Annotated in this window: 22 protein-coding genes; 9 read left to right on the top strand and 13 right to left on the bottom strand. The window is 52.2% G+C overall.

Going from position 1 to position 24100, the window contains the following annotated elements:
* The first annotated feature begins 159 nt into the window (after nt 1–159).
* On the top strand, nt 160–1845 hold the full coding sequence (gene fadD, locus JTI85_RS13240) for a long-chain-fatty-acid--CoA ligase FadD (RefSeq protein ID WP_005122193.1): 1686 nt from the start codon (nt 160–162) through the stop codon (nt 1843–1845).
* A gap of 84 nt (nt 1846–1929) precedes the next feature.
* Nucleotides 1930–3045, top strand: coding sequence for a ribonuclease D (gene rnd, locus JTI85_RS13235; RefSeq protein WP_219351613.1), 1116 nt, complete (start codon nt 1930–1932; stop codon nt 3043–3045).
* 48 nt (nt 3046–3093) lie between these two features.
* Here rnd and JTI85_RS13230 read toward each other — a convergent pair whose 3' ends face one another.
* From JTI85_RS13230 to JTI85_RS13210, 5 genes are all read right to left on the bottom strand, one after another.
* Complete coding sequence (locus JTI85_RS13230; protein WP_199969515.1) at nt 3094–4059, bottom strand: PDR/VanB family oxidoreductase; 966 nt, start codon at nt 4057–4059, stop codon at nt 3094–3096.
* Nucleotides 4060–4118: 59 nt separating this feature from the next.
* Nucleotides 4119–5567, bottom strand: a complete 1449-nt coding sequence (locus JTI85_RS13225; protein ID WP_219351611.1) for an NAD-dependent succinate-semialdehyde dehydrogenase — start codon at nt 5565–5567, stop codon at nt 4119–4121.
* Nucleotides 5568–5585: 18 nt separating this feature from the next.
* Nucleotides 5586–6710 (bottom strand): carnitine monooxygenase, oxygenase subunit YeaW, encoded by a 1125-nt coding sequence (yeaW, locus tag JTI85_RS13220; protein WP_061068052.1) that lies wholly within the window; start codon nt 6708–6710, stop codon nt 5586–5588.
* Nucleotides 6711–6754: 44 nt separating this feature from the next.
* The gene (locus JTI85_RS13215) at nt 6755–8356 is read right to left on the bottom strand and encodes a BCCT family transporter (protein WP_048211417.1); all 1602 of its coding nucleotides are present in this window, start codon (nt 8354–8356) and stop codon (nt 6755–6757) included.
* 257 nt (nt 8357–8613) lie between these two features.
* Nucleotides 8614–9696, bottom strand: a complete 1083-nt coding sequence (locus JTI85_RS13210) for a tartrate dehydrogenase (RefSeq protein ID WP_199963451.1) — start codon at nt 9694–9696, stop codon at nt 8614–8616.
* Nucleotides 9697–9799: 103 nt separating this feature from the next.
* Between JTI85_RS13210 and JTI85_RS13205 the strand changes: the two genes are divergently transcribed.
* Nucleotides 9800–10717 (top strand): LysR family transcriptional regulator, encoded by a 918-nt coding sequence (locus JTI85_RS13205; RefSeq protein WP_048211419.1) that lies wholly within the window; start codon nt 9800–9802, stop codon nt 10715–10717.
* 85 nt (nt 10718–10802) lie between these two features.
* On the opposite strand, the gene minE is transcribed toward JTI85_RS13205, so the two are convergent.
* Genes minE through minC form a run of 3 tightly spaced genes read right to left on the bottom strand, consistent with a single transcriptional unit; the run spans nt 10803 to nt 12616 of the window.
* Entirely contained in the window at nt 10803–11069 is a 267-nt protein-coding gene (gene minE, locus JTI85_RS13200; RefSeq protein ID WP_001185666.1) for a cell division topological specificity factor MinE, read from the bottom strand.
* Between the two features lie 3 nt (nt 11070–11072).
* Nucleotides 11073–11885 carry a septum site-determining protein MinD gene (gene minD / locus JTI85_RS13195; protein WP_003020956.1) on the bottom strand — a complete coding sequence of 271 codons (813 nt, stop codon included), beginning with the start codon at nt 11883–11885 and terminating at the stop codon, nt 11073–11075.
* A gap of 23 nt (nt 11886–11908) precedes the next feature.
* Complete coding sequence (gene minC, locus JTI85_RS13190) at nt 11909–12616, bottom strand: septum site-determining protein MinC (protein WP_048211420.1); 708 nt, start codon at nt 12614–12616, stop codon at nt 11909–11911.
* Between the two features lie 126 nt (nt 12617–12742).
* Here minC and JTI85_RS13185 point away from each other — a divergent pair, with 126 nt between their 5' ends.
* From JTI85_RS13185 to JTI85_RS13175, 3 genes are all read left to right on the top strand, one after another.
* Entirely contained in the window at nt 12743–13036 is a 294-nt protein-coding gene (locus JTI85_RS13185; RefSeq protein WP_048211421.1) for a YcgL domain-containing protein, read from the top strand.
* 69 nt (nt 13037–13105) lie between these two features.
* Entirely contained in the window at nt 13106–13765 is a 660-nt protein-coding gene (locus JTI85_RS13180) for a fumarylacetoacetate hydrolase family protein (RefSeq protein WP_061068050.1), read from the top strand.
* Nucleotides 13766–13858: 93 nt separating this feature from the next.
* On the top strand, nt 13859–14305 hold the full coding sequence (locus JTI85_RS13175; protein ID WP_199954008.1) for a YcgN family cysteine cluster protein: 447 nt from the start codon (nt 13859–13861) through the stop codon (nt 14303–14305).
* Nucleotides 14306–14334: 29 nt separating this feature from the next.
* Here the strand turns inward: JTI85_RS13175 and JTI85_RS13170 are convergent, their stop codons facing one another.
* The 3 genes from JTI85_RS13170 to nhaB all read right to left on the bottom strand — a co-directional run bounded on the left by JTI85_RS13170 (nt 14335) and on the right by nhaB (nt 17003).
* Nucleotides 14335–14676 (bottom strand): DUF1971 domain-containing protein, encoded by a 342-nt coding sequence (locus JTI85_RS13170; protein ID WP_016153372.1) that lies wholly within the window; start codon nt 14674–14676, stop codon nt 14335–14337.
* A gap of 110 nt (nt 14677–14786) precedes the next feature.
* Nucleotides 14787–15317, bottom strand: coding sequence for a disulfide bond formation protein DsbB (gene dsbB, locus JTI85_RS13165; protein WP_005122248.1), 531 nt, complete (start codon nt 15315–15317; stop codon nt 14787–14789).
* A 141-nt stretch (nt 15318–15458) separates the two neighbouring features.
* Nucleotides 15459–17003 (bottom strand): Na(+)/H(+) antiporter NhaB, encoded by a 1545-nt coding sequence (gene nhaB, locus JTI85_RS13160; protein WP_048211424.1) that lies wholly within the window; start codon nt 17001–17003, stop codon nt 15459–15461.
* A gap of 237 nt (nt 17004–17240) precedes the next feature.
* On the opposite strand from nhaB, the gene fadR reads away from it, so the two are divergent.
* On the top strand, nt 17241–17960 hold the full coding sequence (gene fadR / locus JTI85_RS13155; RefSeq protein ID WP_005122254.1) for a fatty acid metabolism transcriptional regulator FadR: 720 nt from the start codon (nt 17241–17243) through the stop codon (nt 17958–17960).
* A 102-nt stretch (nt 17961–18062) separates the two neighbouring features.
* Here the strand turns inward: fadR and JTI85_RS13150 are convergent, their stop codons facing one another.
* The gene (locus JTI85_RS13150; protein WP_048211425.1) at nt 18063–19595 is read right to left on the bottom strand and encodes a SpoVR family protein; all 1533 of its coding nucleotides are present in this window, start codon (nt 19593–19595) and stop codon (nt 18063–18065) included.
* Nucleotides 19596–19917: 322 nt separating this feature from the next.
* Between JTI85_RS13150 and JTI85_RS13145 the strand changes: the two genes are divergently transcribed.
* Together JTI85_RS13145 and dadX are read left to right on the top strand one after the other, a co-directional pair.
* Nucleotides 19918–21216 carry a D-amino acid dehydrogenase gene (locus JTI85_RS13145; RefSeq protein WP_199945973.1) on the top strand — a complete coding sequence of 433 codons (1299 nt, stop codon included), beginning with the start codon at nt 19918–19920 and terminating at the stop codon, nt 21214–21216.
* 12 nt (nt 21217–21228) lie between these two features.
* Nucleotides 21229–22299, top strand: a complete 1071-nt coding sequence (dadX, locus tag JTI85_RS13140; protein ID WP_061068048.1) for a catabolic alanine racemase DadX — start codon at nt 21229–21231, stop codon at nt 22297–22299.
* Nucleotides 22300–22350: 51 nt separating this feature from the next.
* Here dadX and JTI85_RS13135 read toward each other — a convergent pair whose 3' ends face one another.
* The gene (locus JTI85_RS13135) at nt 22351–24084 is read right to left on the bottom strand and encodes a potassium/proton antiporter (RefSeq protein ID WP_142878646.1); all 1734 of its coding nucleotides are present in this window, start codon (nt 24082–24084) and stop codon (nt 22351–22353) included.
* Nucleotides 24085–24100: the final 16 nt, after the last annotated feature.

Below are 24100 nucleotides of genomic sequence, written 5' to 3'. Positions count from 1 at the left end.
CTGCATTAACGTGGATATAAGAAAAATAAATAGTGACGTGCTTCGCAACCTTGTCGTTGTGTAATAAACAAACTGGTACGCTGAGTTAATATTATGTTAACAGTTTGTTTATTGCCTGGGGTTGTGATGACGACGAATACGCATTTTAGAGGTGATGTATTGAAAAAGGTTTGGCTTAACCGTTATCCCGCTGGTGTTCCCGCGGAGATCAATCCTGACCGTTATCAATCCCTGGTGGAACTCTTTGAACACTCAGTAAGACGGTATGCCGATCAACCCGCGTTTATGAACATGGGGGAGGTGATGACCTTCCGCAAACTCGAAGAGCGCAGTCGGGCATTCGCGGCTTATTTGCAACAAGGACTTGGACTGAAAAAGGGCGATCGCGTGGCACTGATGATGCCCAACCTGTTGCAATATCCCGTTGCACTGTTTGGGATTTTACGTGCTGGCATGATAGTTGTGAACGTGAACCCGCTGTACACGCCTCGCGAGCTGGAACATCAGCTCAACGATAGCGGTGCATCGGCGATCGTCATCGTCTCTAACTTTGCTCACACGCTGGAGAAAGTGGTCGATAAGACCTCAGTTCAACACGTGATCCTGACGCGTATGGGCGATCAGTTGTCCACCGCCAAAGGGACGCTGGTTAACTTCGTCGTGAAATATATCAAGCGTCTGGTGCCGAAATATCACCTGCCGGATGCCATCTCGTTTCGCAGTGCGCTGCAAAACGGCTACCGCATGCAGTATGTGAAGCCGGAAGTCGTGTCAGAAGATTTGGCTTTCCTGCAGTATACCGGTGGTACCACCGGTGTGGCGAAAGGCGCAATGCTCACGCACCGTAACATGCTGGCTAACCTGGAGCAGGTTAATGCCACCTATGGTCCGTTGCTGCATCCGGGCAAAGAGTTGGTGGTGACGGCCCTACCGCTATATCACATTTTTGCGCTGACGATGAACTGCCTGCTGTTTATTGAGCTGGGCGGTCAAAATCTGCTGATTACCAACCCGCGCGATATTCCCGGACTGGTAAAAGAGCTGGCGAAATATCCGTTCACCGCGATGACCGGCGTCAACACGCTGTTTAACGCGCTGCTGAATAACAAAGAGTTCCAGCAACTGGACTTCTCGTCACTGCACCTTTCTGCAGGCGGCGGGATGCCGGTTCAACAGGCGGTAGCGGAACGTTGGGTGAAGCTGACGGGGCAGTATCTGCTGGAAGGCTATGGCCTGACGGAGTGCGCTCCGCTGGTGAGCGTCAACCCTCACGATATCGACTACCATAGCGGCAGTATCGGGTTACCGGTTCCGTCTACCGAGGTCAAACTGGTGGATGATGACGACAACGAAGTGCCACCGGGAGAACCGGGCGAACTGTGCGTGAAAGGTCCGCAGGTGATGCTGGGGTACTGGCAGCGACCAGACGCCACAGACGAAATCGTCAAAGACGGCTGGCTGCACACCGGCGATATTGCGGTGATGGATGATGAAGGCTTCCTGCGTATTGTTGATCGTAAGAAAGATATGATCCTGGTCTCCGGCTTTAACGTCTATCCGAACGAAATTGAAGACGTGGTGATGCAACATCCAGGTGTGCAGGAAGTGGCTGCCGTTGGCGTTCCATCAGGCAGCAGCGGTGAAGCGGTGAAAATTTTTGTGGTGAAGAAAGACGCCTCGTTAACCGATGAAGCGCTGGTTACTTTCTGCCGTCGTCACCTGACGGGCTATAAAGTACCGAAGCTGGTGGAATTCCGTGATGAGTTGCCGAAATCTAACGTCGGTAAAATTTTGCGACGAGAATTACGTGACGAAGCGCGCGGCAAAGTGGACAATAAAGGCTGAGCGTTAAGACAGCCAGCAGAAAGCGCCGGATAATCCGGCGTTTTTTTTGGCGAAAACCTAAGAGAGCACGATTTGAATTATCAAATGATCACCACGGACGACGCGTTGGCCACGCTGTGCGAAGCCGTTCGTGAATTTCCGGCGATAGCCCTGGATACCGAATTTGTTCGCACGCGTACCTACTACCCGCAGTTGGGACTGATCCAGCTGTTTGATGGCAAACACGTTGCTCTGATTGACCCGCAGGGGATCACCGACTGGTCGCCGCTGCGCGATATCCTGCGTGACACTGCGATCACCAAATTCCTGCATGCCGGAAGTGAAGACCTCGAAGTGTTTCTCAACACGTTTGGTGAGCTCCCGCAACCACTGATTGATACACAGATTCTGGCCGCCTTTTGTGGGCGCCCACTGTCGTGGGGCTTTGCTGCGATGGTGGAAGAGTTCACCGGGGTGGTGCTGGATAAAAGTGAATCACGTACCGACTGGCTGGCCAGACCGCTGACTGAGCGGCAGTGCGAGTATGCGGCGGCAGATGTCTGGTATTTATTACCGATCACCACAAAACTCATGGCAGAAACCGATGCGTCCGGCTGGTTGCCCGCCGCGCTGGACGAATGTCGTTTGATGCAACAGCGTCGTCAGGAAATTCTGGCACCCGAAGATGCGTGGCGAGAAATTACCAATGCCTGGCAGTTGCGTACCCGTCAGCTCGCCTGTCTGCAACTGCTTGCCGACTGGCGACTGCGTAAAGCGCGTGAACGCGATCTGGCGGTAAACTTCGTGGTGCGTGAAGAGCATCTGTGGGCGGTGGCCCGTTATATGCCGGGCAGTCTGGGCGAGCTGGATAGTCTGGGACTTTCCGGGAGCGAAATTCGCTTCCACGGCAAGACGCTGCTCTCCCTGGTAGAAAAGGCACAGGCCTTACCGGAAGAGTCGCTGCCGCAACCGTTGCTGAATCTGATGGATATGCCGGGTTATCGCAAGGCATTCAAAGCCATTAAATCCCTGGTGGCCGATGTGAGTGCGGAGCAGAATCTTAGCGTGGAACTCCTTGCTTCGCGTCGTCAAATCAACCAACTGCTCAACTGGCACTGGAAATTAAAGCCGCAGGCGTCCCTGCCGGAGCTGATTTCCGGTTGGCGTGGTGAACTGATGGCCGACCGCCTCAAGACGCTGCTGCTGGACTATCCACAGTAAGCGAGCAGGCCGACCGGGGAGTCCATCGCTTATCCGGTCGGTTAAATTCTACAAATCAAGCACCAGGCGTTTGCCTTTGGCACGTGAACAGCAAATAAGCATGCTCTGCTGGCTGGCTTTTTCGTCGTCGCTAAAGTATTGATCGCGGTGATCCGCTTCCCCTTCAAGAATCGTCGTCTCACAGGTACCGCACACGCCTTCACGGCACAGACACTCGACTCTGGCAGCTTTGTTATTTTCGATAACCTGCAGAATCGTCATCTCTTGCGGAACGACAAACTCACGTCCGGAACGTGCCAGCACGAGGGTGAAAGCATCACCGCTCTTATCTTCTACCGCAAATTGCTCGAAATGTAGCGTATTGTTATCCAGACCGTGGCGGGCGGCCTCGCTTCTTACGGCATCGTTAAGCGCGGCCGGGCCGCAGGTATAAATATGGGTGCCGGGTTCTACATCGGCAAGCAGACGTCCCAGGTCGAGGCGTGTGCCTTCACTCGAAAGGTGCAGATGAATGCGATCGGCCTGGCGGTGCTGTTTCAGTTCATCATGAAACGCGCAGTTTTCAGGGCTGGGTGAACAGTAATGTAGCTGCCACTGTGCCTGGGCGCTTTCGAGTTCCGGGATCTGCGACAGGAAGGGCGTAATACCGATGCCGCCAGCAATTAACAAATGCTTTTGCGCCTGCGGTTCGAGGGCGAAAAGATTATTGGGCGTGGAAATCGTCAGCGTATCGCCGGGTTTGACCTGCTGATGCAGGTATCGTGAGCCGCCTTTGGAATTCTCCTCCAGGCGCACAGCAATTTGCCAGGTGCGGGTATCCAACGGCGAGCTCATCAGCGAGTACGCGTTGCTATAGAGATTTTCGCCATCGCGCATCTGCACGATGATATGGCTGCCGCCCTGGAACGCAGGCAACGGATCGCCTGAGGCAGCCGTTAAGGTGAAGCGCTTTACATGCGCGGTAATCGTTTCAATCTGACTGACCTGAACTTCTCGCATTTGATATTCAGACATTGCGGCACTCCCTAAAAAATCTGTCCGGCGCGGGTTACCCGGCGCGCCGGAATCTGTCGTTACAGCCCCTGGCAGAGATATTTCATCTCCAGGTAATCTTCGATACCGTGTTCAGAACCTTCTCGTCCCAGCCCTGATTGCTTCACACCACCGAAAGGGGCGACTTCATTCGAGATCAGTCCGGTATTAATACCGACCATGCCATACTCCAGTTGCTCTGAAACACGCCAGATGCGTGCGGCATCATTGCTGTAGAAGTAGGATGCCAGTCCATAAATGGTGTCATTTGCCTGGCGGATCGCATCCTGTTCATCTTCAAACTTCACCAGCGCGGCGACCGGTCCGAATATCTCTTCCTGGAGCAACTGCGTGCCCGGCTGCACGTTGCCGATGACGGTGGGCGTAAAATAGTTCCCTCCCAGAGCATGGCGTTGACCCCCGGTTAACAGCGTGGCGCCCCGCGTCAGCGCGTCATCAAGAAGCGACTGCACTTTGTCGACGGCGGCGGTATTGATCAGCGGACCGGTTTGTACGCCGGGTTGCTCACCGTTGCCGACTTTCAGAGCGGCGACCCGGGCCACGAATTTCTCGCAAAACGCGTCATAAACAGCCTGATGAATGTAAAAACGGTTCACGCAAACACAGGTCTGTCCGGCATTGCGGAATTTAGCCACCAGCGCACCTTCAACGGCTTTGTCGAGATCCGCGTCCTCAAATACGATAAACGGCGCGTTGCCGCCCAGCTCCAGCGAGACCTTTTTGATAGAATCGGAACACTGGCGCATCAGTACGCGCCCTACCTCGGTAGAGCCGGTAAACGACAGTTTGCGTACGCGATCGTCTGCGGTGAACAATGCTCCAATTTCGCGGGACTTTCCGGTCACGACATTGATAACACCCGCCGGAATACCGGCCTGACGTGCAAGTTCTGCCAGCGCCAGAGCGGTAAACGGTGTTTCGTTGGCCGGTTTTACTACCATCGTACAACCTGCAGCCAGCGCGGGACCGGCTTTGCGGGTGATCATTGCCGCAGGGAAGTTCCATGGTGTTATTGCCGCGCAGACACCGATACCCTGACGGATAACCATCAACCGTTTATCCGCCGCAGGCGAGGGGATAATCTCGCCATTGGTACGTTTAGCCTGCTCGGCAAACCACTCAATAAACGACGCGGCATAGACAATCTCTCCTTCCGCCTCAGCCAGCGGTTTGCCCTGCTCGGCGGTTATGATTTGCGCCAGCGCCGTTTTGTTGTCGAGAATTAAATGATGCCAGGCTTTAAGCAACGTGGAACGTTGGGCTGCGGTCATTGCCCGCCAGGCAGGAAGCGCCTGAGAGGCGGCATCAATGGCGCGTTGCGCCTCTGACGTTCCCATGTTGGGAATTTGTCCCAGAACGGCCCCTGTTGCCGGGTTGCTGACCGACAACGTGTTACTGTCATCGGCATCACACCAGAGTCCGGCGATAAACGCCTGCTGGCGAAAAAGTGAAGTCTGAAAAACGGTCATGACTAACTCCTTCACTGATTAATCCTGAAACACCTGAGCGACCAGGTTATGGAAATGGGCAATGCCATGTTCGGAGATTCCGCTACCGCTGGTATCCGCCATAATGCGTCCCTGTCCACGATAGCCACGTGATTTCAGACCTTTTTGTACGCTCTCAACCAGGCGTAAATCCTCAGGGCGGAAGACATTGCGATACCATTCGATCAGCGCTTTTTGCTCTTCGGTCAGCTCTTCATTAGTGAAATAGATGTCGTAGTTTTGCAGTGTGGTTTCTGCATCCACCGGGAATTCATAAATAACGGTCATCATGCCTTTGATTGGCGTGACGTTAAGCATGGTGCACGGCCACAACCAGAAGCCGTGGAACGCAGCATCAACACCTTCTTCGAACTTAAACGATTGTTCAGAGGGTTTGGCAAAACCGTATTGCAGCGTCCAGTTGCCGTGCATGGTATGCCAGTAACGGTCAACCTGTACTGAGTCGGAAAAACCAGGGTGGGCCGGACCGCAGTGGTAGCACTCCAGATAGTTATCAACGATATTTTTCCAGTTGGCCGGCGTGCGGGTAGTGAAACGCGCGGCGAGTTTCAGATCATGTACATCAGGGCAGGCCTCGACGACTTTGGCTGCCAGTCCCGGAAGCTGATCTTCAACGCTACCGGCGTTCGGGTCCATATTGATGAATACAAAACCGGCATATTCTTCGAGTCGCACTGGTGTCAGATGAGCCTTCTCACTGTCAAAGTTGGCGACGTTTTCACAGTTACGGGCATGAGCCAGATTGCCATCAAGTTTGAATGCCCACGCGTGGTAGGGGCAGGTAATCACGTTCTTGGCCTTCCCTTCGCCGCTCAGCAGTTGATGACCACGATGCGGGCAGACGTTGTAGAATGCGCGCAGTACATTATCGCGGCCACGCACCAGCACGATGTTCTCACCAATCACTTCACGCGTGACATAGTCATTTGGCTTTGCCAGTTCGCTGCTGTGGGCAACACAAATCCAGCTTTTGGCAAACACGTTCTCTTGTTCGTGTTCAAAAGCCTGCTGGTCGGTATAGAACCGTGCCGGGATAGTCCAGGCGTCCTGCGGATTGGCACAAAAATTTTGCGGCAGAATAAACTCAGGGCTCAGATTGCTCATTGGATTACCTTTAATTTGTGAGTAAGAAGATTTTTGACTGGCGCTTAATTGCCGCCTTTGAGTAGTGTCCCAGCCGGTGGCGTGACAGGCGCGTCGCCCGGTGCTTCGGGAAGATGACTTTCAATTTGGTGAGCAGGAACATGGGCATAATCCTGCCGTACCCAGCGAAGAAAACCGCCGACCTTTACCAACAGGATGGCGAGGAAGGGAAGGGCGGTCAGTACCACCGTGGTCTTCATTGTTTCCAGAGACGCACCGGTGAATAAAATTGATAATGGAATTAATGTGATGACCACACACCAGAACAAACGTAAGCCACGTTCAGGATCATCCCCTTCCTGTAGATTACGTGTGCTGGTGGCTGCCATGGTGTAGGCCACAGCATCCATATGCGAGGCAAGGAAAATAATCATGATGGCCAGATACGCGACCAGGAACAGCTTCCCGGCAGGCAGTGACATCAGTACCTGCTGCACAGCCGTTTCTCCGCCCTGCGTTGCCATGATCTGCGGGATATCAATCACGCCATTGACAAACTGATGGATAGAGTAGCTCTCCATCACCCCGAAGAAGAACCAGCAGCCAACGGTGCTACCGAGGATTAATGCCCAGATAACCTCTTTAATTTTGCGACCGCGGGATACGCGCGTGACAAACATAGCGACGCCCGGGGTGTAGGAGATCCACCACAGCCAGTAGAACACCGTCCAGTTGCGGGTAAACTCACCGTTACCGAGTGGATCGGTAAACAGACTCATCTGCAAAAAGTTTTGTGTCGTCAGGCCAATAGCGTTGATGATGTTATTGGTGATGAACTCGGTTGGGCCGACAATCAGTACCACCAACGGCAGTAAAAATGCCCCCCAGCCGACCATTTTGCTCAGACGTTGCAGACCATTGTTGATGCCAATCCAGGAGCTCAGGCAGAAAATGCCGCCAGAGAACAAGATCACAAAGGCTTGCACCGTGAAGTTATCCGGTAAACCGGTGAGTGCTGATAAACCACGAGTGAAGGTTGCAGCGGTAACGACCAGGGAGATGGTTAACGCGCCGACGGTGGCGATCAGGAACATCAAATCGACCAGTCTTCCCCATACGCCCTGTGGATGAACGCCGGTGATAGCAGCAATTATCCCGGACAGGCTCAAGCCTTTATTTTTACGCACATGGAAATGGTAGGCCATGGTTAACGAGGCCAGCGTGTAGGTCGCCCATGCGCTGATCCCCCAATGGAAAAAGGAGTAAGGCAGACTGAATTCCAGGGCCTTTTGTGAGTGTGGGGCGATGTTCAGCCCCGGCGTTTGGTAGTAATAGGCCCATTCAGCAACCCCCCAGTAGAGCGTGGAGGAGCCTAATCCAGCGCAAATAAACATAAACAGCCAGGAAAGGGTACTGTATTCCGCTTTACCTTCACCGAGGCGAATATTGCCGTATTTGCTGGTGGCCAGCCAGACAACCAGCCCCATGGCCATGAGGACCAGGATCTGCACGGCGGAACCCAGCATTCGGGTTACGCCGTTAAAAATGGTATTTGCAACTTGTGCAGACTGCTGAGGGAAGAAACTGAGTGTGGCGGCGATAAAAAGAATAGCCACCAGGCTGATGGCTATCAGTGGCACATCTTTTTTCTTTACGTTGCTCAACATGGATGATCTCCTGGGCATAGTCGCCCGCGTTTGGCATTAGCCTGTCGTTGTTATCATGCTGTAGGGTAAGATTTTGTCGCTTCGTATTTAACAATTTTATTATTTGTTCTTTACATGAATTAAACAATTGCTTGATGCGTGAAGCAATAAAACACGGAACGGAAATAATAAAAGGTGAATTCACGCAGGTTATTTGACGTACAGAACACATAAAAAAACCGCGTCAGTGACGCGGCTCATATTTCGTGGTTTGACCTCTAACGCAGTGCCCGGCAGATAGCGTCAGCTACCTGTTGAGTGGTGGCATTGCCTTTCATATCCGGCGTTTTCGGGCCGCTGGCAATAACCTGTTCAATCGCAGCCAGAATGCCATCGTGGGCCGCCTGATAATTCGCATCGCCGTTGCCAAGGAAATTCAGCATCATCGCACCAGCCCAGATGGTGGCAATTGGGTTAGCAATATTCTTGCCGTAGATATCCGGGGCCGAACCGTGGACCGGTTCGAACAACGATGGGAAGGTTCGTTCCGGATTTAAGTTTGCCGAAGGTGCAATGCCAATTGTGCCAGTGCAGGCAGGTCCCAAATCGGACAGGATGTCGCCAAACAGGTTAGAGGCGACCACTACGTCAAAACGCTCTGGCTGCATCACAAAGCGGGCGCACAGAATGTCGATATGCTGTTTATCCCAACGGATCTCGGGATAGTGAGCCGCCATAGCTTCAACGCGCTCATCCCAGTAAGGCATGCTGATAGCCAGGCCATTGGATTTGGTCGCCGAGGTCAGGGTTTTACGTGGGCGGTTTTGCGCCAGCTCGAAAGCGTAACGCAATATACGATCCACGCCGCGACGGGTGAAGACCGACTCCTGAATGACCACTTCATGTTCGGTACCCTCGCTTACGCGCCCACCCAGTGATGAATACTCGCCTTCGGTGTTTTCACGCACAACGTAGAAATCAATGTCGCCAGGTTTCTTACCCGCCAGTGGGCAAGGAACACCAGGAAACAGGCGTACCGGACGCAGGTTGACGTATTGATCGAACTCCCGACGAAACTTGAGCAACGAGCCCCATAGTGAGATGTGATCCGGGACAGTGTCCGGCCAGCCGACCGCACCAAAGTAGATAGCATCGAAGGATTTCAACTGTTCATGCCAGTCATCGGGCATCATCTTGCCGTGATGCATATAGTACTCGCAGCTGGCCCATTCCATTTGCTCAAAGCTGAGCGATAACCCCCAGCGCTCAGCGGCCGCTTGTAACACATGAATGCCTTCAGGCAGGACTTCTTTACCAATGCCATCTCCGGGGATAGCGGCAATACGACAGGTTTTCTTCATAGCAGCTCTCACTTGTACGCCATCAAAATTGACTTTCCCCTTATCCTATAATTGACTGATTAATAGTTAATCCCTCCAACTGGTGAAACATAAAACACAGATCATGAATAATCTGCCGCTGTTAAATGATTTACGCGTCTTTATGCTGGTTGCCCGCCGTGCGGGTTTTGCCGCCGTTGCCGAGGAGCTAGGCGTTTCACCGGCTTTTATCAGTAAGCGAGTTGCCCTGCTGGAGCAGACGCTGAATGTAGTGCTGCTGCACCGGACTACGCGACGCGTAACCATCACGGAAGAGGGGGAGCGGATCTACGAATGGGCTCAGCGGATCCTGCAGGATGTGGATCAGATGATGGATGAGCTGTCTGATGTCCGGCAGATCCCGCAGGGGATGTTACGTATTATCAGCAGCTTTGGTTTTGGTCGCCGTGTAGTGGCTCCAGCGTTGTCAGCGCTGGCAAAAGAGTATCCGCAGCTGGAGTTGCGGTTTGACGTTGAGGATCGGTTAGTCGATCTGGTTAATGAAGGTGTCGATCTTGATATCCGCATCGGGGATGATATTGCACCCAATTTGATCGCACGTAAGCTGGCGACCAATTATCGAGTATTGTGTGCATCACCTGAGTTTGTGGCACAGCACGGTACACCGAAGCAACTGAACGATCTGTCCACGTTGCCCTGCCTGGTGATTAAAGAGCGCGATCATCCATTTGGCATCTGGCAAATGCGTAATAAAGAGGGCGTGCACTCGATCAAGGTGACGGGGCCGCTCTCCTCCAATCATGGCGAAGTTGTTCACCAATGGTGTGTCGATGGTCAGGGGATTGCGCTACGTTCATGGTGGGATGTCTGCGATAACATCGCCAGTGGGCATCTGGTTCATATATTGCCTGACTATTATCAACCAGCAAATATTTGGGCCGTTTATGTGTCACGTCTGGCGACATCGGCAAAAATCCGTATTACCGTGGAGTATTTACGTCGCTATTTTGCTGAGAACTACCCGAAGTTCAGTTTGGAATAAATGGGGCGCAGCCTGGACTGCGATCAAAAATAAAAAAGGCAGAATAATCTGCCTTTTTTCAACCATGACTCATTTACAAAAGATGCTATTTAGACTCTTCTGCTTCAGGCAAAGTCACGTTAAGTTCGAGGATAGAAATATCGCCGTCTTTTTGTTCAAGCTGTACGGTGACCATTTCAGGATCAATTTGTACATACTTGCAGATAACCTCGAGAATATCTTTCCTCAGTTGCGGTAAATAATGTGGCTCTGCGTCACTACGACGACGTTCCGCAACAATAATCTGCAGTCGCTCTTTAGCGATGTTCGCTGTGCTCTTTTTCCGCGAGAGAAAAAAATCCAGTAATGCCATAACTTATCCTCCGAACAGGCGTTTGAGGAAACCTTTCTTCTCTTCTTCAATGAAGCGGAAAGGACGTTCTTCTCCCAACAGACGGTCTACGGTATCAGCATAGGCTTTACCGGCATCAGCATTGATGTCGAGAATAACCGGCTCACCCTGGTTAGACGCGCGCAGGACTGACTGATCTTCAGGAATCACACCAACCAGCTTGATTCGCAGAATTTCCAGTACGTCTTCCATGCTGAGCATGTCACCTTTATTTACGCGGCCAGGGTTATAGCGCGTAAGCAGCAGATGCTCTTTAATCGGATCTTCGCCATTTTCAGCGCGACGAGATTTCGACGCCAGAATACCCAGAATACGGTCAGAGTCACGTACAGAAGACACTTCCGGGTTGGTGGTAATAATGGCTTCGTCGGCAAAATACAGGGCCATCAGCGCGCCGGTCTCAATACCTGCCGGGGAGTCGCAGACGATGAAGTCAAATTCCATCGTTTTCAGGTCGTCCAGAACTTTCGCGACGCCTTCACGCGTCAGCGCGTCTTTATCACGAGTCTGTGAGGCCGGAAGAATAAAGAGATTTTCGGTACGTTTATCTTTGATCAACGCCTGATTTAACGACGCATCGCCCTGAATAACGTTGACGAAGTCATAAACGACGCGGCGTTCACAACCCATAATCAAATCAAGGTTACGCAGGCCGATATCAAAATCAATAACGACAGTTTTCTTTCCCTTCTGGGCCAAACCTGTAGCGATGGCCGCGCTGGAGGTGGTTTTGCCAACGCCCCCTTTACCCGAAGTAACAACAATAATGCGTGCCATAGAAATTCCTTGTTAAAAAGGGATCAATTCAACGGTTGAACTGTCAAAGCGTTCTCTGCCAATTGCAGACGTGCCGCTTTGCCATAAAATTCTGCTGGGATTTTATCACTCAGCCAATAAACACCTGCGATAGACACCAGTTCTGCCGTCAGGTGGGTACAGAAAATTTGCGCTTCCCGATCGCCGCTTGCGCCCGCCAGCGCACGGCCTCTCATCATGCCATAAACGTGAATATTGCCATCAGCGATAAGCTCTGCGCCCGCACTGACGTGACTTGTAACAATCAGATCACATTGTGGAGCATAAATACGCTGACCGGAACGAACCGGTACATTTATTAATCGTGTTTTTGTGATGGGAGTAACGTTTTGTGGCGGTACGGCAGGTGCCGGAGTTTCAACAGGTGCGGAACGAATGGCTTTTTCTTTACCTTCTGTCAGTAAAGGAAGACCCATTTCGTCGATTTCAGCTTTGAGTCTGGCATCTTTGCATCCGCTAACGCCGATAATGCGCAATCCGGTAGACGCGACAACTTTCTGCAGCGCTGACCAGTTTACCGGACTTTCAAGACCACTCACGTTAACTACGACGGGAGCATGTTTTAAAAAAGCAGGTGCCTGCGCGATTTTGTCTTCCAACGCCTGACGAATAACCTCGGGTTCTGCTTCATGTAAGTGAACCACTGATAAGGTGAAGCTACTGCCTTTAAGCTCGATTGGCGTGTTTGACATCCTGGCCTTACTCAATTTGCTATTTATCATCCCCAGTGCGGGGTGATATTCCGAAGACTATAAGGCATGTTATAGTCAGTATTATATTGAGGCAAGCCACCATTCCGTGAATTCAGAGTAAAAGATATGTTTTGTGTGATCTACCGAAGCAGCAAACGTGACCAGACCTATTTATATGTCGAAAAAAAAGACGATTTCTCGCGTGTTCCTGAAGAACTGATGAAAGGGTTTGGCCAGCCAAAGCTGGCAATGATTTTACCGCTTGATGGTCGTAAAAAACTGGTTAATGCCGATCTTGAAAAAGTAAAACAGGCACTAACCGAGCAGGGCTATTATTTACAAATACCACCGCCGCCTGAAGATTTACTCAAACAGCATTTATCTGCGGTAAAAGAAAATACATCAGACGCTAAACGTTAAACTGCATCCGGCAGCAGCATGTCTCATCGATGCAGTACCTGAAATCTATGACTACGTTAGGGGAAAGTAATGTATCAACATCACAACTGGCATGGTGCTCTGCTGGATTATCCGGTGAGCAAAGTGGTTTGCGTCGGTAGCAATTATGCAAACCACATTAAAGAGATGGGGGGAGCAACGCCGGAAGAGCCAGTGTTGTTTATTAAGCCTGAAACTGCGCTGTGTGATTTGCGCCAACCGCTGGTCATTCCGGCGGATATGGGTTCCGTCCATCACGAAGTTGAACTGGCCGTGCTGATCGGTGCAACCCTGCGCCAGGCGACAGAAGAGCATGTGCGCAAAGCCATCGCTGGCTATGGTGTGGCGCTGGACCTGACCCTGCGTGATATTCAGGGCAAAATGAAAAAAGCGGGCCAGCCGTGGGAAAAAGCGAAGGGTTTTGACAACTCTTGCCCGCTGTCGGGGTTTATTCCGGTAGCGGAATTTAACGGTGATCCGCAGGATACTCAGCTCGGATTAACGGTGAATGGCGAAGTCCGCCAGCAGGGCACTACGGCGGATATGATCCATCATATTGTCCCATTGATTGCTTACATGAGCCGATTTTTCACGCTTAAAGCCGGTGATGTGGTATTGACTGGGACGCCAGCTGGCGTTGGGCCGTTACGCAGCGGTGATGAGCTGGCTATCAGTTTCCATGGTCAGACGCTAACCACCCGGGTGCTGTAACCTCTGCTTGCCGCCTATTTCGGGCGGCAAAACTTGCATCAACGTGCCAGACTGGTTATAAGGTGCAGCTTTAGTGAAATAGCGGATACCCTGATGAGCGACATACCTTTCTGGCAAAGTAAAACCCTTGATGAAATGACCGATGCCGAGTGGGAGTCATTATGTGATGGGTGCGGCCAATGCTGCCTGCATAAGCTGATGGATGAAGACACCGACGAAATCTACTTTACCAACGTCGCGTGTAAGCAACTCAATATAAAAACCTGTCAGTGCCGTAATTACGAACGTCGATTCGAGTACGAGCCTGACTGCATCAAGCTTACGCGCGATAATTTGCCGACTTTTGAATGGTTGCCGATGACCTGCGCCTATCGTTTGCTCGCGGAAGGTAAAGTGCTGCCGGAGTGGCATCCGCTGCTGACGGGGTCAAAGGCGGCAATGCACGGTGAGCGTATTTCAGTACGCCATATCGCGGTGAAAGAATCAGAAGTGCGTGACTGGCAGGACCATATATTGAACAAACCTTCATGGGCGGACTAAGCCGCCCATCGATTAACAGGCGTTAAGGATTAAGACTTTTTCGCCTGATACATCTCATCACTATGGTTGTCATCTTCAACCCAGAAATTAATGTTGAACTGCGCATCGTCGCTTAATTCAACACGATGCCAGTACTGCGGTGGGCTGGTCGCGAACTGTCCGGCATTAATGACCACTTTTACTTCAGGTTCTTTTGCGTCTTCATTGGCAAAGCCGTAATACGTTACAGTGCCTTCCATCACGCAGAGTTGTCCAAAAACGCCGGCTGCTGTGTTGTGGTGAGAAAGCAGAGCGGCCGGGACATTGTCTTTCGTAAAGAAGGGAGTAGAGCGTTTAACTTTCCAGTTTGCCGGGATGCGTAAATGGGACATAAGACATCTCCTTTGTATGGCATCTATAAGATGTATTTAATATACATCTTATAGATGCCAGCAAGCAATGAAATTATGGCAAAAAAAAACGCTCCCGAAGGAGCGTTCTGTTAGCGACCGAAGAGGTCACGTTTTTTCGGTTTAAAGGGCTGAGCAATCAGCACCAACACTGCAACGACCAGATACGCGGCAAAAATCCCCAACAGCCACTGCGGCATCTCCAGGGTTAAAAATGACCACTGACGCTCAGCGCAGTCACCGGATGCCATAAATACCTGCGGCAGCCATTTATCCAGCGGTAACCAACTCGGGAAGCGCGCGGCAAAATCACAGGTCATGAACGGTGACGGGTGAAGCTGAATCATCGTGTGTTCATACGCTAACTGAAGCCCGCGCCAGGCGCTGTAAATCCAGATAAGCATTGCCACATAACGCAGTGGCGTTTTTGGGGCAATTGCGCCCACCAGACCAGCACCCATCACGCCAAATAATGCGCTACGTTCGTAAATACACAACACGCAGGGTTTTAGCAGCATGACATGCTGGAACCACAAGGCAACAAGTTCCAACGCCAGGGCGGTTAGCGCCAGCAATAACCACGCTCCACGCCCACGGGAGCACTGGTTTAAAAATCGCAACATAATAATTTCCCTGCAACATGCGTAGAGACCGCAGTTTAAACCAATTCAATTTATGCGCCACTAGCGGCAATTGAAATATTGTGTAATCGGATAATTATCATGCAAAAAGTCAAACCGGGCAGTGATTTACCCGGTTTATTGTTATGAAAGTGTAGCTAACCAGCCTGTTTGAGTCATCCACTCGGTCACTGGAACCAGCGTGAACTCTACGCAAAGCAGACCGACTAGCGTCAGGACGAGAGTATACGGCAGAGCCATCCACACCATGCGACCATAAGAAAGGCGAATCAACGGTGCCAGCGCGGAGGTCAGCAGGAACAGGAATGCTGCCTGGCCGTTTGGCGTGGCCACGGAAGGCAGGTTGGTCCCGGTATTGATCGCCACCGCTAACAGTTCATATTGATTCAGGCTAATCGTCCCGTGCTCCAGCGCCGCTTTCGCTTCGTTGATGTAAATTGTGCCAACAAAGACGTTGTCTGAAATTGACGACAGCAGGCCGTTGAAAAGATAGAACAGGGTCAGCTGTGCATGCTCAGAAGACTGCAAAACAAAATGAATAATCGGCGAGAAGAGCTGTTGATCGATAATCACCGCAACGATAGAGAAGAACACGGTCAGCAGTGCGGTGAACGGCAGCGACTCGGTGAAGGCTTTACCAATAGCGTGTTCGTCAGTAACGCCAGTTAACGAAGTCGCCAGAATAATCACCGACAGGCCAATTAATCCAACTTCTGCCAGATGCAGCGCGAGGGCGACGACCAGCCATACGCCGATGACTGCCTGAATAATCAGCTTGATTTTATCCTGGCGGGTACGTTGTTGCCGGCTTTCATCGTCAAACTGTTGCAGAACGCCACGGACAGCTTCCGGCAATGTTTCACCGTAGCCAAACCAACGTAACTTTTCAACCAGCAGGCAAGTGAGCAGACCGCAAATCAACACCGGGACGGTGACCGGCGACATGCGCAGGAAAAAATCACCAAAATGCCAGCCAGCCGCTTTGGCGATAATCAGGTTCTGCGGTTCGCCAACCATGGTCATCACACCGCCTAAGGCTGTGCCGACTCCCGCGTGCATCATCAGGCTGCGCAGAAAACCGCGGAACTGCTCCAGTACGACTTTATTGTGCTGGTCGATATGGCTGTCATCCAGCAAATTGTTATCTCCCGGGCGGGAAGAGGCGACGCGATGGTAGATACCGTAAAAACCGACCGCCACGCTGATCACGACCGCGACCACGGTCAATGCGTCGAGGAACGCCGAAAGGAAGGCAGCGGCAACACAAAAGGCCAGCGACAGCAGCATCTTGGAGCGAATACTGAGCAGCAGTCGGGTAAAAATAAACAGCAGCAGTTGCTTCATAAAGTAGATGCCCGCCACCATAAACATCAGCAGCAAGAGCACTTCAAGGTTGGCGGCAACTTCTTCACGAACATGAGTGGCGCTGGTCATGCCGATGACGACAGCTTCGATGGCTAACAGCCCGCCCGGCAACAGTGGATAACACTTAAGCGCCATTGCCAGCGTAAAAATGAATTCGGCCACCAGCAACCAACCCGCGATAAAGGGATTGATGAAAAAAATAAGCGGGTTAATGATTAAGAAGACGAGCAGTGCAAGTTTATACCAGTCCGGCGACTGGCCTAAAAAGTTGCGCCACATAGCGCGGCCCCATGATAGCTCCATGGCAGTTTCCCTTACCTGTAAAAATGAAATCATGTTTTTATGTTTGACCGCAAAGCTTAGCGGCACGAGTGAACGCAGGCAAGCTCTTCACGTGGCTTATCGTACCGACTGCGTATCAGCGTTATCTGGAAAATGAAGCCTTGATCCACTTTTTCTTCGTTGCGTCAGCTATCAGCTAAGAAACCCGTCTGGTATGATGTGTGTAACTATGTTTTGCTGTGTAATGGAATTATCACTATGGTCATTAAGGCGCAAAGCCCTGCTGGGTTCGCGGAAGAGTACATCATTGAGAGTATCTGGAATAACCGCTTCCCACCTGGCACTATTTTGCCCGCTGAACGTGAACTCTCCGAACTCATTGGAGTAACACGTACCACGTTACGCGAAGTTTTGCAGCGTCTGGCGCGGGACGGCTGGTTGACCATTCAACACGGCAAACCGACGAAAGTGAATAACTTTTGGGAAACCTCCGGACTGAATATCCTGGAAACGCTGGCGCGTCTCGATCACGAAAGTGTTCCGCAGTTGATTGATAATCTGCTGTCTGTGCGTACTAACATCTCGACGATCTTTATTCGCACCGCATTCCGCCAACATCCTGATAAAGCCCAGGACGTTTTGGCCACGGCGAATCAGGTTGCTGACCATGCTGACGCGTTTGCCGATCTGGACTACAACATTTTCCGTGGTCTGGCATTTGCATCGGGCAATCCGATTTACGGTTTGATCCTCAACGGTATGAAAGGACTTTATACGCGTATTGGCCGTCATTACTTTGCCAACCCGGAAGCGCGCGGCCTGGCGTTGAACTTCTACCGTAAGCTGTCAGAGCTGTGTGAGCAGGGCGCTCATGATTTGGTCTATGAAACGGTGCGCCGCTATGGTCACGACAGTGGTGAGATTTGGCACCGTATGCAGAAGAATTTACCGGGCGATTTAGCTATTCAGGGACGCTAATCGCGCAATGCCGGATGGTGACGCCAAAGCGTCTTATCCGGCCTACAATGCGTCTACGTCGTAGGCCGGATAAGGTATTTACACCGCCTCCGGCAATAAGCGTTACAGGCCGTTCATCCTTGGCGGGCAACGCTCCAGCAGCTCAACGCTGCCATCTTCATTCTGCTGCTCCAGCATCACATCAAAACCCCATAGCCGGTGCACATGCTTAAGCACCTCTTTGCGTCCTTTATCCAACGGCGCGCGGTTATGTGGGATATAACGCAAGGTCAGTGAACGGTCGCCGCGCAGATCGACATTCCAGATTTGAATATTCGGCTCCAGATTGCTCAGGTTATATTGCGATGACAGCCTGTTACGGATCTCGCGATACCCCTCTTCATTGTGAATCGCTGAAATTTCCAGGTAATTATGGCGGTCATCATCCAGCACCGTGAACAGGCGGAAATCGCGCATCACTTTTGGTGACAGGAACTGGCTGATAAAGCTCTCATCTTTAAAATCACGCATCGCGAAATGCAGCGTTTCCAGCCAGTCGGAACCCGCAATATTTGGGAACCAGTATTTGTCCTCCTCGGTGGGCGACTGACAAATACGTTTGATATCCTGGAACATAGCAAAGCCAAGCGCATACGGGTTTATCCCGCTATACCATGGACTGTTATACGGTGGCTGGAATACCACGTTGGTATGGCTATGCAGAAACTCCAGCATAAAGCGCTCGGTGACTTTGCCTTCATCATAAAGGTGATTGAGGATGGTGTAGTGCCAGAAAGTTGCCCATCCCTCATTCATCACCTGAGTCTGTTTCTGCGGATAAAAATACTGGCTCACCTTACGCACAATACGCAGGACCTCTCGCTGCCAGGATTCAAGCAGTGGGGCATTTTTCTCCATAAAATACAGCAGGTTTTCCTGCGGCTCAGAAGGATAACGACGCGCGGTAGAGATCGTCTTCTCTTCCTCTTTCTTCGGCAACGTACGCCACAGCATATTCACCTGACTTTGCAGATACTCTTCACGGCTTTTCTGCCGGGCCTTCTCTTCCTGTAGTGAGATCTTTTGCGGGCGTTTATAGCGGTCCACGCCGTAGTTCATCAACGCATGGCAGGAGTCGAGAAGCTTTTCGACTTCATCCACGCCGTAACGCTCTTCACACTGGGTAATGTAGTTTCGCGCGAAGATCAGGTAATCGACGATGGAACTGGCGTCCGTCCAACTGCGGAACAGGTAGTTATTCTTGAAGAAAGAGTTATGTCCATAGCAGGCATGCGCCATGACCAGTGCCTGCATGGTGATGGTGTTCTCTTCCATCAGGTACGCGATACACGGGTTGGAGTTAATAACAATCTCATAGGCCAGCCCTTGCTGACCATGCTTGTACAAGCGTTCGGTTTCAATAAACTTTTTACCAAACGACCAGTGCGGATAGTTGATCGGCATCCCAACGCTGGAATAGGCGTCCATCATTTGCTCGGAGGTGATCACCTCGATTTGGTGCGGGTAGGTATCCAGCCTGTAGAGTTTCGCCACGCGGTCTATCTCTGCCAGATAGACATCCAGCAGATCAAACGTCCAGTCGGGTCCATCGCTTAACCGTGTGCTGTCCTTGTTCATGGAATCAATCGTAGCCATTCGCGCACCCTCATTGTTGGCGGCACTCTCTGTCTGGAGTACCTCATTTCAAGCATAGATCATGGTGTTAAAAAACGTGCTGCAGGAGAAATTTTTTCTTTGCGATTTCACGTCAGCGAAGCGTCGAAAAACGGCCAGGTGACAAAATTTTATGCTGGATAAAAATAACGCACAGCAGGAGATGCCAAAGCAGAGACTTCCCTGCAATCACTGCTATGTGTGAGATACATCACCATAAAAAAGCCATATGTTGAATAATATTTTCAACTGAGTTATCAAGATGTAATTAGAAGATTGTTCTTTTACTGTTAACGGAGTGGCTATGCGAGTTGTCATACTGGGAAGTGGCGTCGTTGGCGTGACCAGCGCCTGGTATTTAAGTCAGGCTGGACACGATGTCACCGTCATCGATCGTGAGCCGGGGCCGGCACTGGAAACCAGTGCGGCGAACGCCGGGCAAATCTCCCCTGGTTATGCCGCGCCGTGGGCGGCCCCAGGCGTACCGCTAAAAGCGATTAAATGGATGTTTCAGCGCCACGCGCCGTTGGCAGTACGCCTCGACGGGACGCAGTTCCAGTTGAAATGGATGTGGCAAATGCTGCGCAACTGCGATACCAGCCACTACATGGAAAACAAGGGGCGGATGGTGCGCCTGGCGGAATACAGCCGTGATTGCCTGAAAGCGTTACGTGCCTCTACCGGTATCGAGTATGAAGGACGTCAGGGCGGAACCCTGCAACTGTTCCGTACCGCTCAACAATATGAGAACGCCACCCGCGACATCGCCGTGCTCGAAGATGCGGGCGTACCCTATCAACTGCTGGAAGCAAGTCGCCTGGCGGAAGTCGAACCAGCGCTGGGAGAGGTCGCGTACAAACTGACAGGCGGGTTACGGTTACCGAATGACGAAACCGGTGACTGTCAGCTGTTTACCCAGCGTCTGGCGCAAATGGCCGAGCAGGCGGGGGTAAAATTCCGTTTTAACACTCCGGTCGATAAGCTGCTGAGCGATGGCGAGCAGATTTATGGCGTTCAGTGCGGAGAAGAGATAGTCAAAGCCGATGCCTATGTGATGGCCTTTGGCTCGTACTCCACGGCAATGCTCAAAGGGATCGTTGATATTCCGGTGTATCCGCTCAAGGGCTACTCATTAACCATTCCGGTGGCAGAAGATGATGGTGCGCCGGTTTCCACTATTCTTGATGAAACCTACAAAATCGCCATTACCCGTTTTGATGAGCGTATTCGTGTTGGCGGTATGGCAGAGATTGTTGGTTTTAATACTGAGCTACTACAACCACGCCGTGAAACGCTGGAGATGGTGGTGCGCGATCTCTTTCCACGCGGTGGGCATGTGGAACAGGCGACCTTCTGGACCGGGCTACGCCCGATGACGCCAGACGGAACGCCAGTGGTGGGGCGTACCCGCTTTAAGAATCTGCTGCTCAATACGGGTCATGGCACATTGGGCTGGACGATGGCGTGTGGATCCGGTCAGTTGCTGAGCGATATCCTCTCTGGTCGCACGCCTGCCATACCTTATGACGATCTGAGCGTGGCGCGTTACAGTCCGGGATTTACCCCGTCTCGCCCGCGGCATTTACATGGCGTACATAACTAATAAGGACGCGAGATGACCCGCCCGATACTGGCCAGCATTGACCTGCAGGCGTTGAAACAAAACCTGACCATTACGCGTCAGGCTGCGCCGGACTCCCGCGTCTGGTCGGTCGTAAAAGCTAATGCCTACGGACACGGTATAGAACGTGTCTGGAATGCACTGGGAACGACCGATGGTTTCGCGATGCTCAATCTCGAGGAGGCGATCACCCTGCGCGAGCGGGGATGGAAAGGACCGATTTTAATGCTGGAGGGTTTTTTCCATGCCGAAGACCTGACGGTGTATGACACATATCGTCTGACCACTTGTGTCCACAGTAACTGGCAGCTCAAAGCGTTGCAAAATGCCCGCCTGAACGCGCCGCTGGATATTTACCTCAAGGTGAATAGCGGCATGAACCGGCTGGGTTTCTTACCAGAGCGCGTTGCGACCGTCTGGCAACAGTTACGGGCAATGCCTAACGTAGGTGAGATGACGCTGATGTCGCATTTTGCGGATGCTGAACATCCGGATGGCATTAAGGACGCGATGGCGCGTATTGCGCAGGCAACGGAAGGGCTGGAGTGTCGACGTTCGCTGTCGAATTCGGCTGCGACGCTGTGGCACCCACAAGCGCATTATGACTGGGTTCGCCCGGGTATTATTTTGTATGGCGCATCACCGTCGGGGCAATGGCGGGACATCGCCAATACCGGCCTGAAACCAGTAATGACCCTGAGCAGCGAGATAATCGGCATACAGACGCTGAAAGCCGGAGATCGGGTGGGCTACGGTGGACGCTACACCGCCAGCGGCGAGCAGCGCATTGGCATTGTGGCGACAGGCTATGCCGATGGTTATCCGCGCCATGCGCCAAGCGGCACGCCTGTGCTGGTGGATGGCGTACGTACCGGGACGGTCGGCACGGTATCCATGGATATGCTGGCGGTAGACCTGACGCCGTGCCCGCAGGCGGGGATCGGGACGCCAGTGGAGCTGTGGGGTAAAGAGATTAAAATCGACGATGTGGCGACAGCGGCGGGCACGGTGGGTTATGAATTAATGTGTTCTTTGGCGCTGCGCGTACCGGTTGTGACGGTGTAACTTTTGTAGGCCGGGTAAGGCGCAGCCTCCACCCGGCAAAAAACATCCGCGTTACTCATCCTCATCTTCAGCAACGCGAACACCAACCTTCAGTACCGCATTATCTTCTTTCTCGGCTACCGTCCAGATCATACCGGCAAATTCCACCTGGTCACCGACGACCGGCGCAGCACCCAATAGTTGCTGGACAATTTCACCCAGCGTTTGCTGCTTATCGCGATACCCGGTGCCATCTTCCAGGCCATAAATCAGTGCCACATCGGCATATTTCGCGCTGGCTTCAAGAATAAAATCACCAAAGAAACGCTGGTCTAACGACACTGGCGGCGACTGGCTGAACAGCTTACCTAAGGCGGGCAGGTCGCGTTCGCGGCCAATGACGCACAGTACATCGCCTTCACGCAGGCGGGTACTGCCTGAGGGGTGAAACAGCACGTTGTCACGAAACAGGGCGGCAATTCGCGTCTCTTCCGGCATATGCAGGTCACGCAGCGCGGCCCCGACACACCACTTATCCGCACTGAGCTGATAAACAAACTGCTCCCAGGGATTATCCGGATGAATATCGAGACCTATACGAGAAACCGGCCAGCCAACGGGCGGGACCACCACTTTGGCTTTTTTGGCGGCCCACGACAGCGACGTTCCCTGGAACAGCAGCGAGATCAGTACCACAAAGAATGCGACGTTAAAGAACAGGCGCGCGTTTTCCAGGCCCGCCATCATTGGGAAGACGGCGAGGATGATGGGTACCGCGCCGCGCAAACCCACCCAACTGATGAAAATGCGCTCACGCAGATTGAAACCACGAAATGGCAGCAATCCGGCGAACACTGACAACGGACGCGCGAAGAAAATCATCCAGGCGGACAAAATCAGCGCCGGAATCGCGATAGGCAGCAGGTCGGACGGCGTAACCAGCAGTCCAAGCACCAGGAACATGGCGATTTGCGCCAGCCAGGCCAGACCGTCGAAGTTTTGCAGAATACCAAACCGGTTGCGGATCGGGCGATTACCCAGCAGGAAACCACACAGATAAACCGCCAGAATACCACTGCCTTCCAGCGCGGTAGTCAGGGCAAAAATCAGGATCCCACCGCTCAGGGCCAGCAGTGGATAAAGCCCGGCAGGCAGTGAAATACGGTTAATCATCTGCTGGAGCAGATATCCACCGCCGAGACCGATAGCGATACCTAAGCCAAACTGCTGGATAATATGTACCGCAAACATCCAGCTTAAACCGGTCTGGTGGTTCTGGATCATTTCGATAAGCGTAATGGTCAGAAATACGGCCATTGGGTCATTGCTACCTGACTCAATTTCCAGCGTCGAGCCCACACGTTCGTTGAGTCCTTTACCGCCGAGCAGGGAGAAGACCGCCGCGGCATCGGTTGAGCCGACAATCGCACCAATCAGCAGCCCTTCAATGAGATCCAGATGAAACAGCCATGCCGCCATCATGCCGGTGAGGCCAGAGGTAATCAGCACACCCACGGTCGCCAGCGATAACGCCGGGCCCAGCGCTACACGAAATGAGCTGGCCTGGGTGCGCATCCCACCGTCGAGCAGAATAACCGCCAGCGCCAGGTTACTCACCATGTAGGCAAAAGGGTAGTTATCAAAAGGAATACCGCCCACGCCGTCCACGCCCGCTAACATGCCAATAGCGAGGAAAATCACCAGAATCGGGATACCAAGACGTGATGAGAATGAACTAAGCAAGATACTGCAGGTGACGAGAACGGAACCCAAAATAAAAAGGCTAATGATTGCTGCGGCATCCAACGTTCGGTTACTCCTG

Origin of the sequence: Citrobacter sp. Colony219 (assembly GCF_019382635.1) — a bacterium.
Classification (GTDB): domain Bacteria; phylum Pseudomonadota; class Gammaproteobacteria; order Enterobacterales; family Enterobacteriaceae; genus Citrobacter; species Citrobacter youngae.
This window is presented reverse-complemented; position numbering and strand designations above follow the sequence as displayed.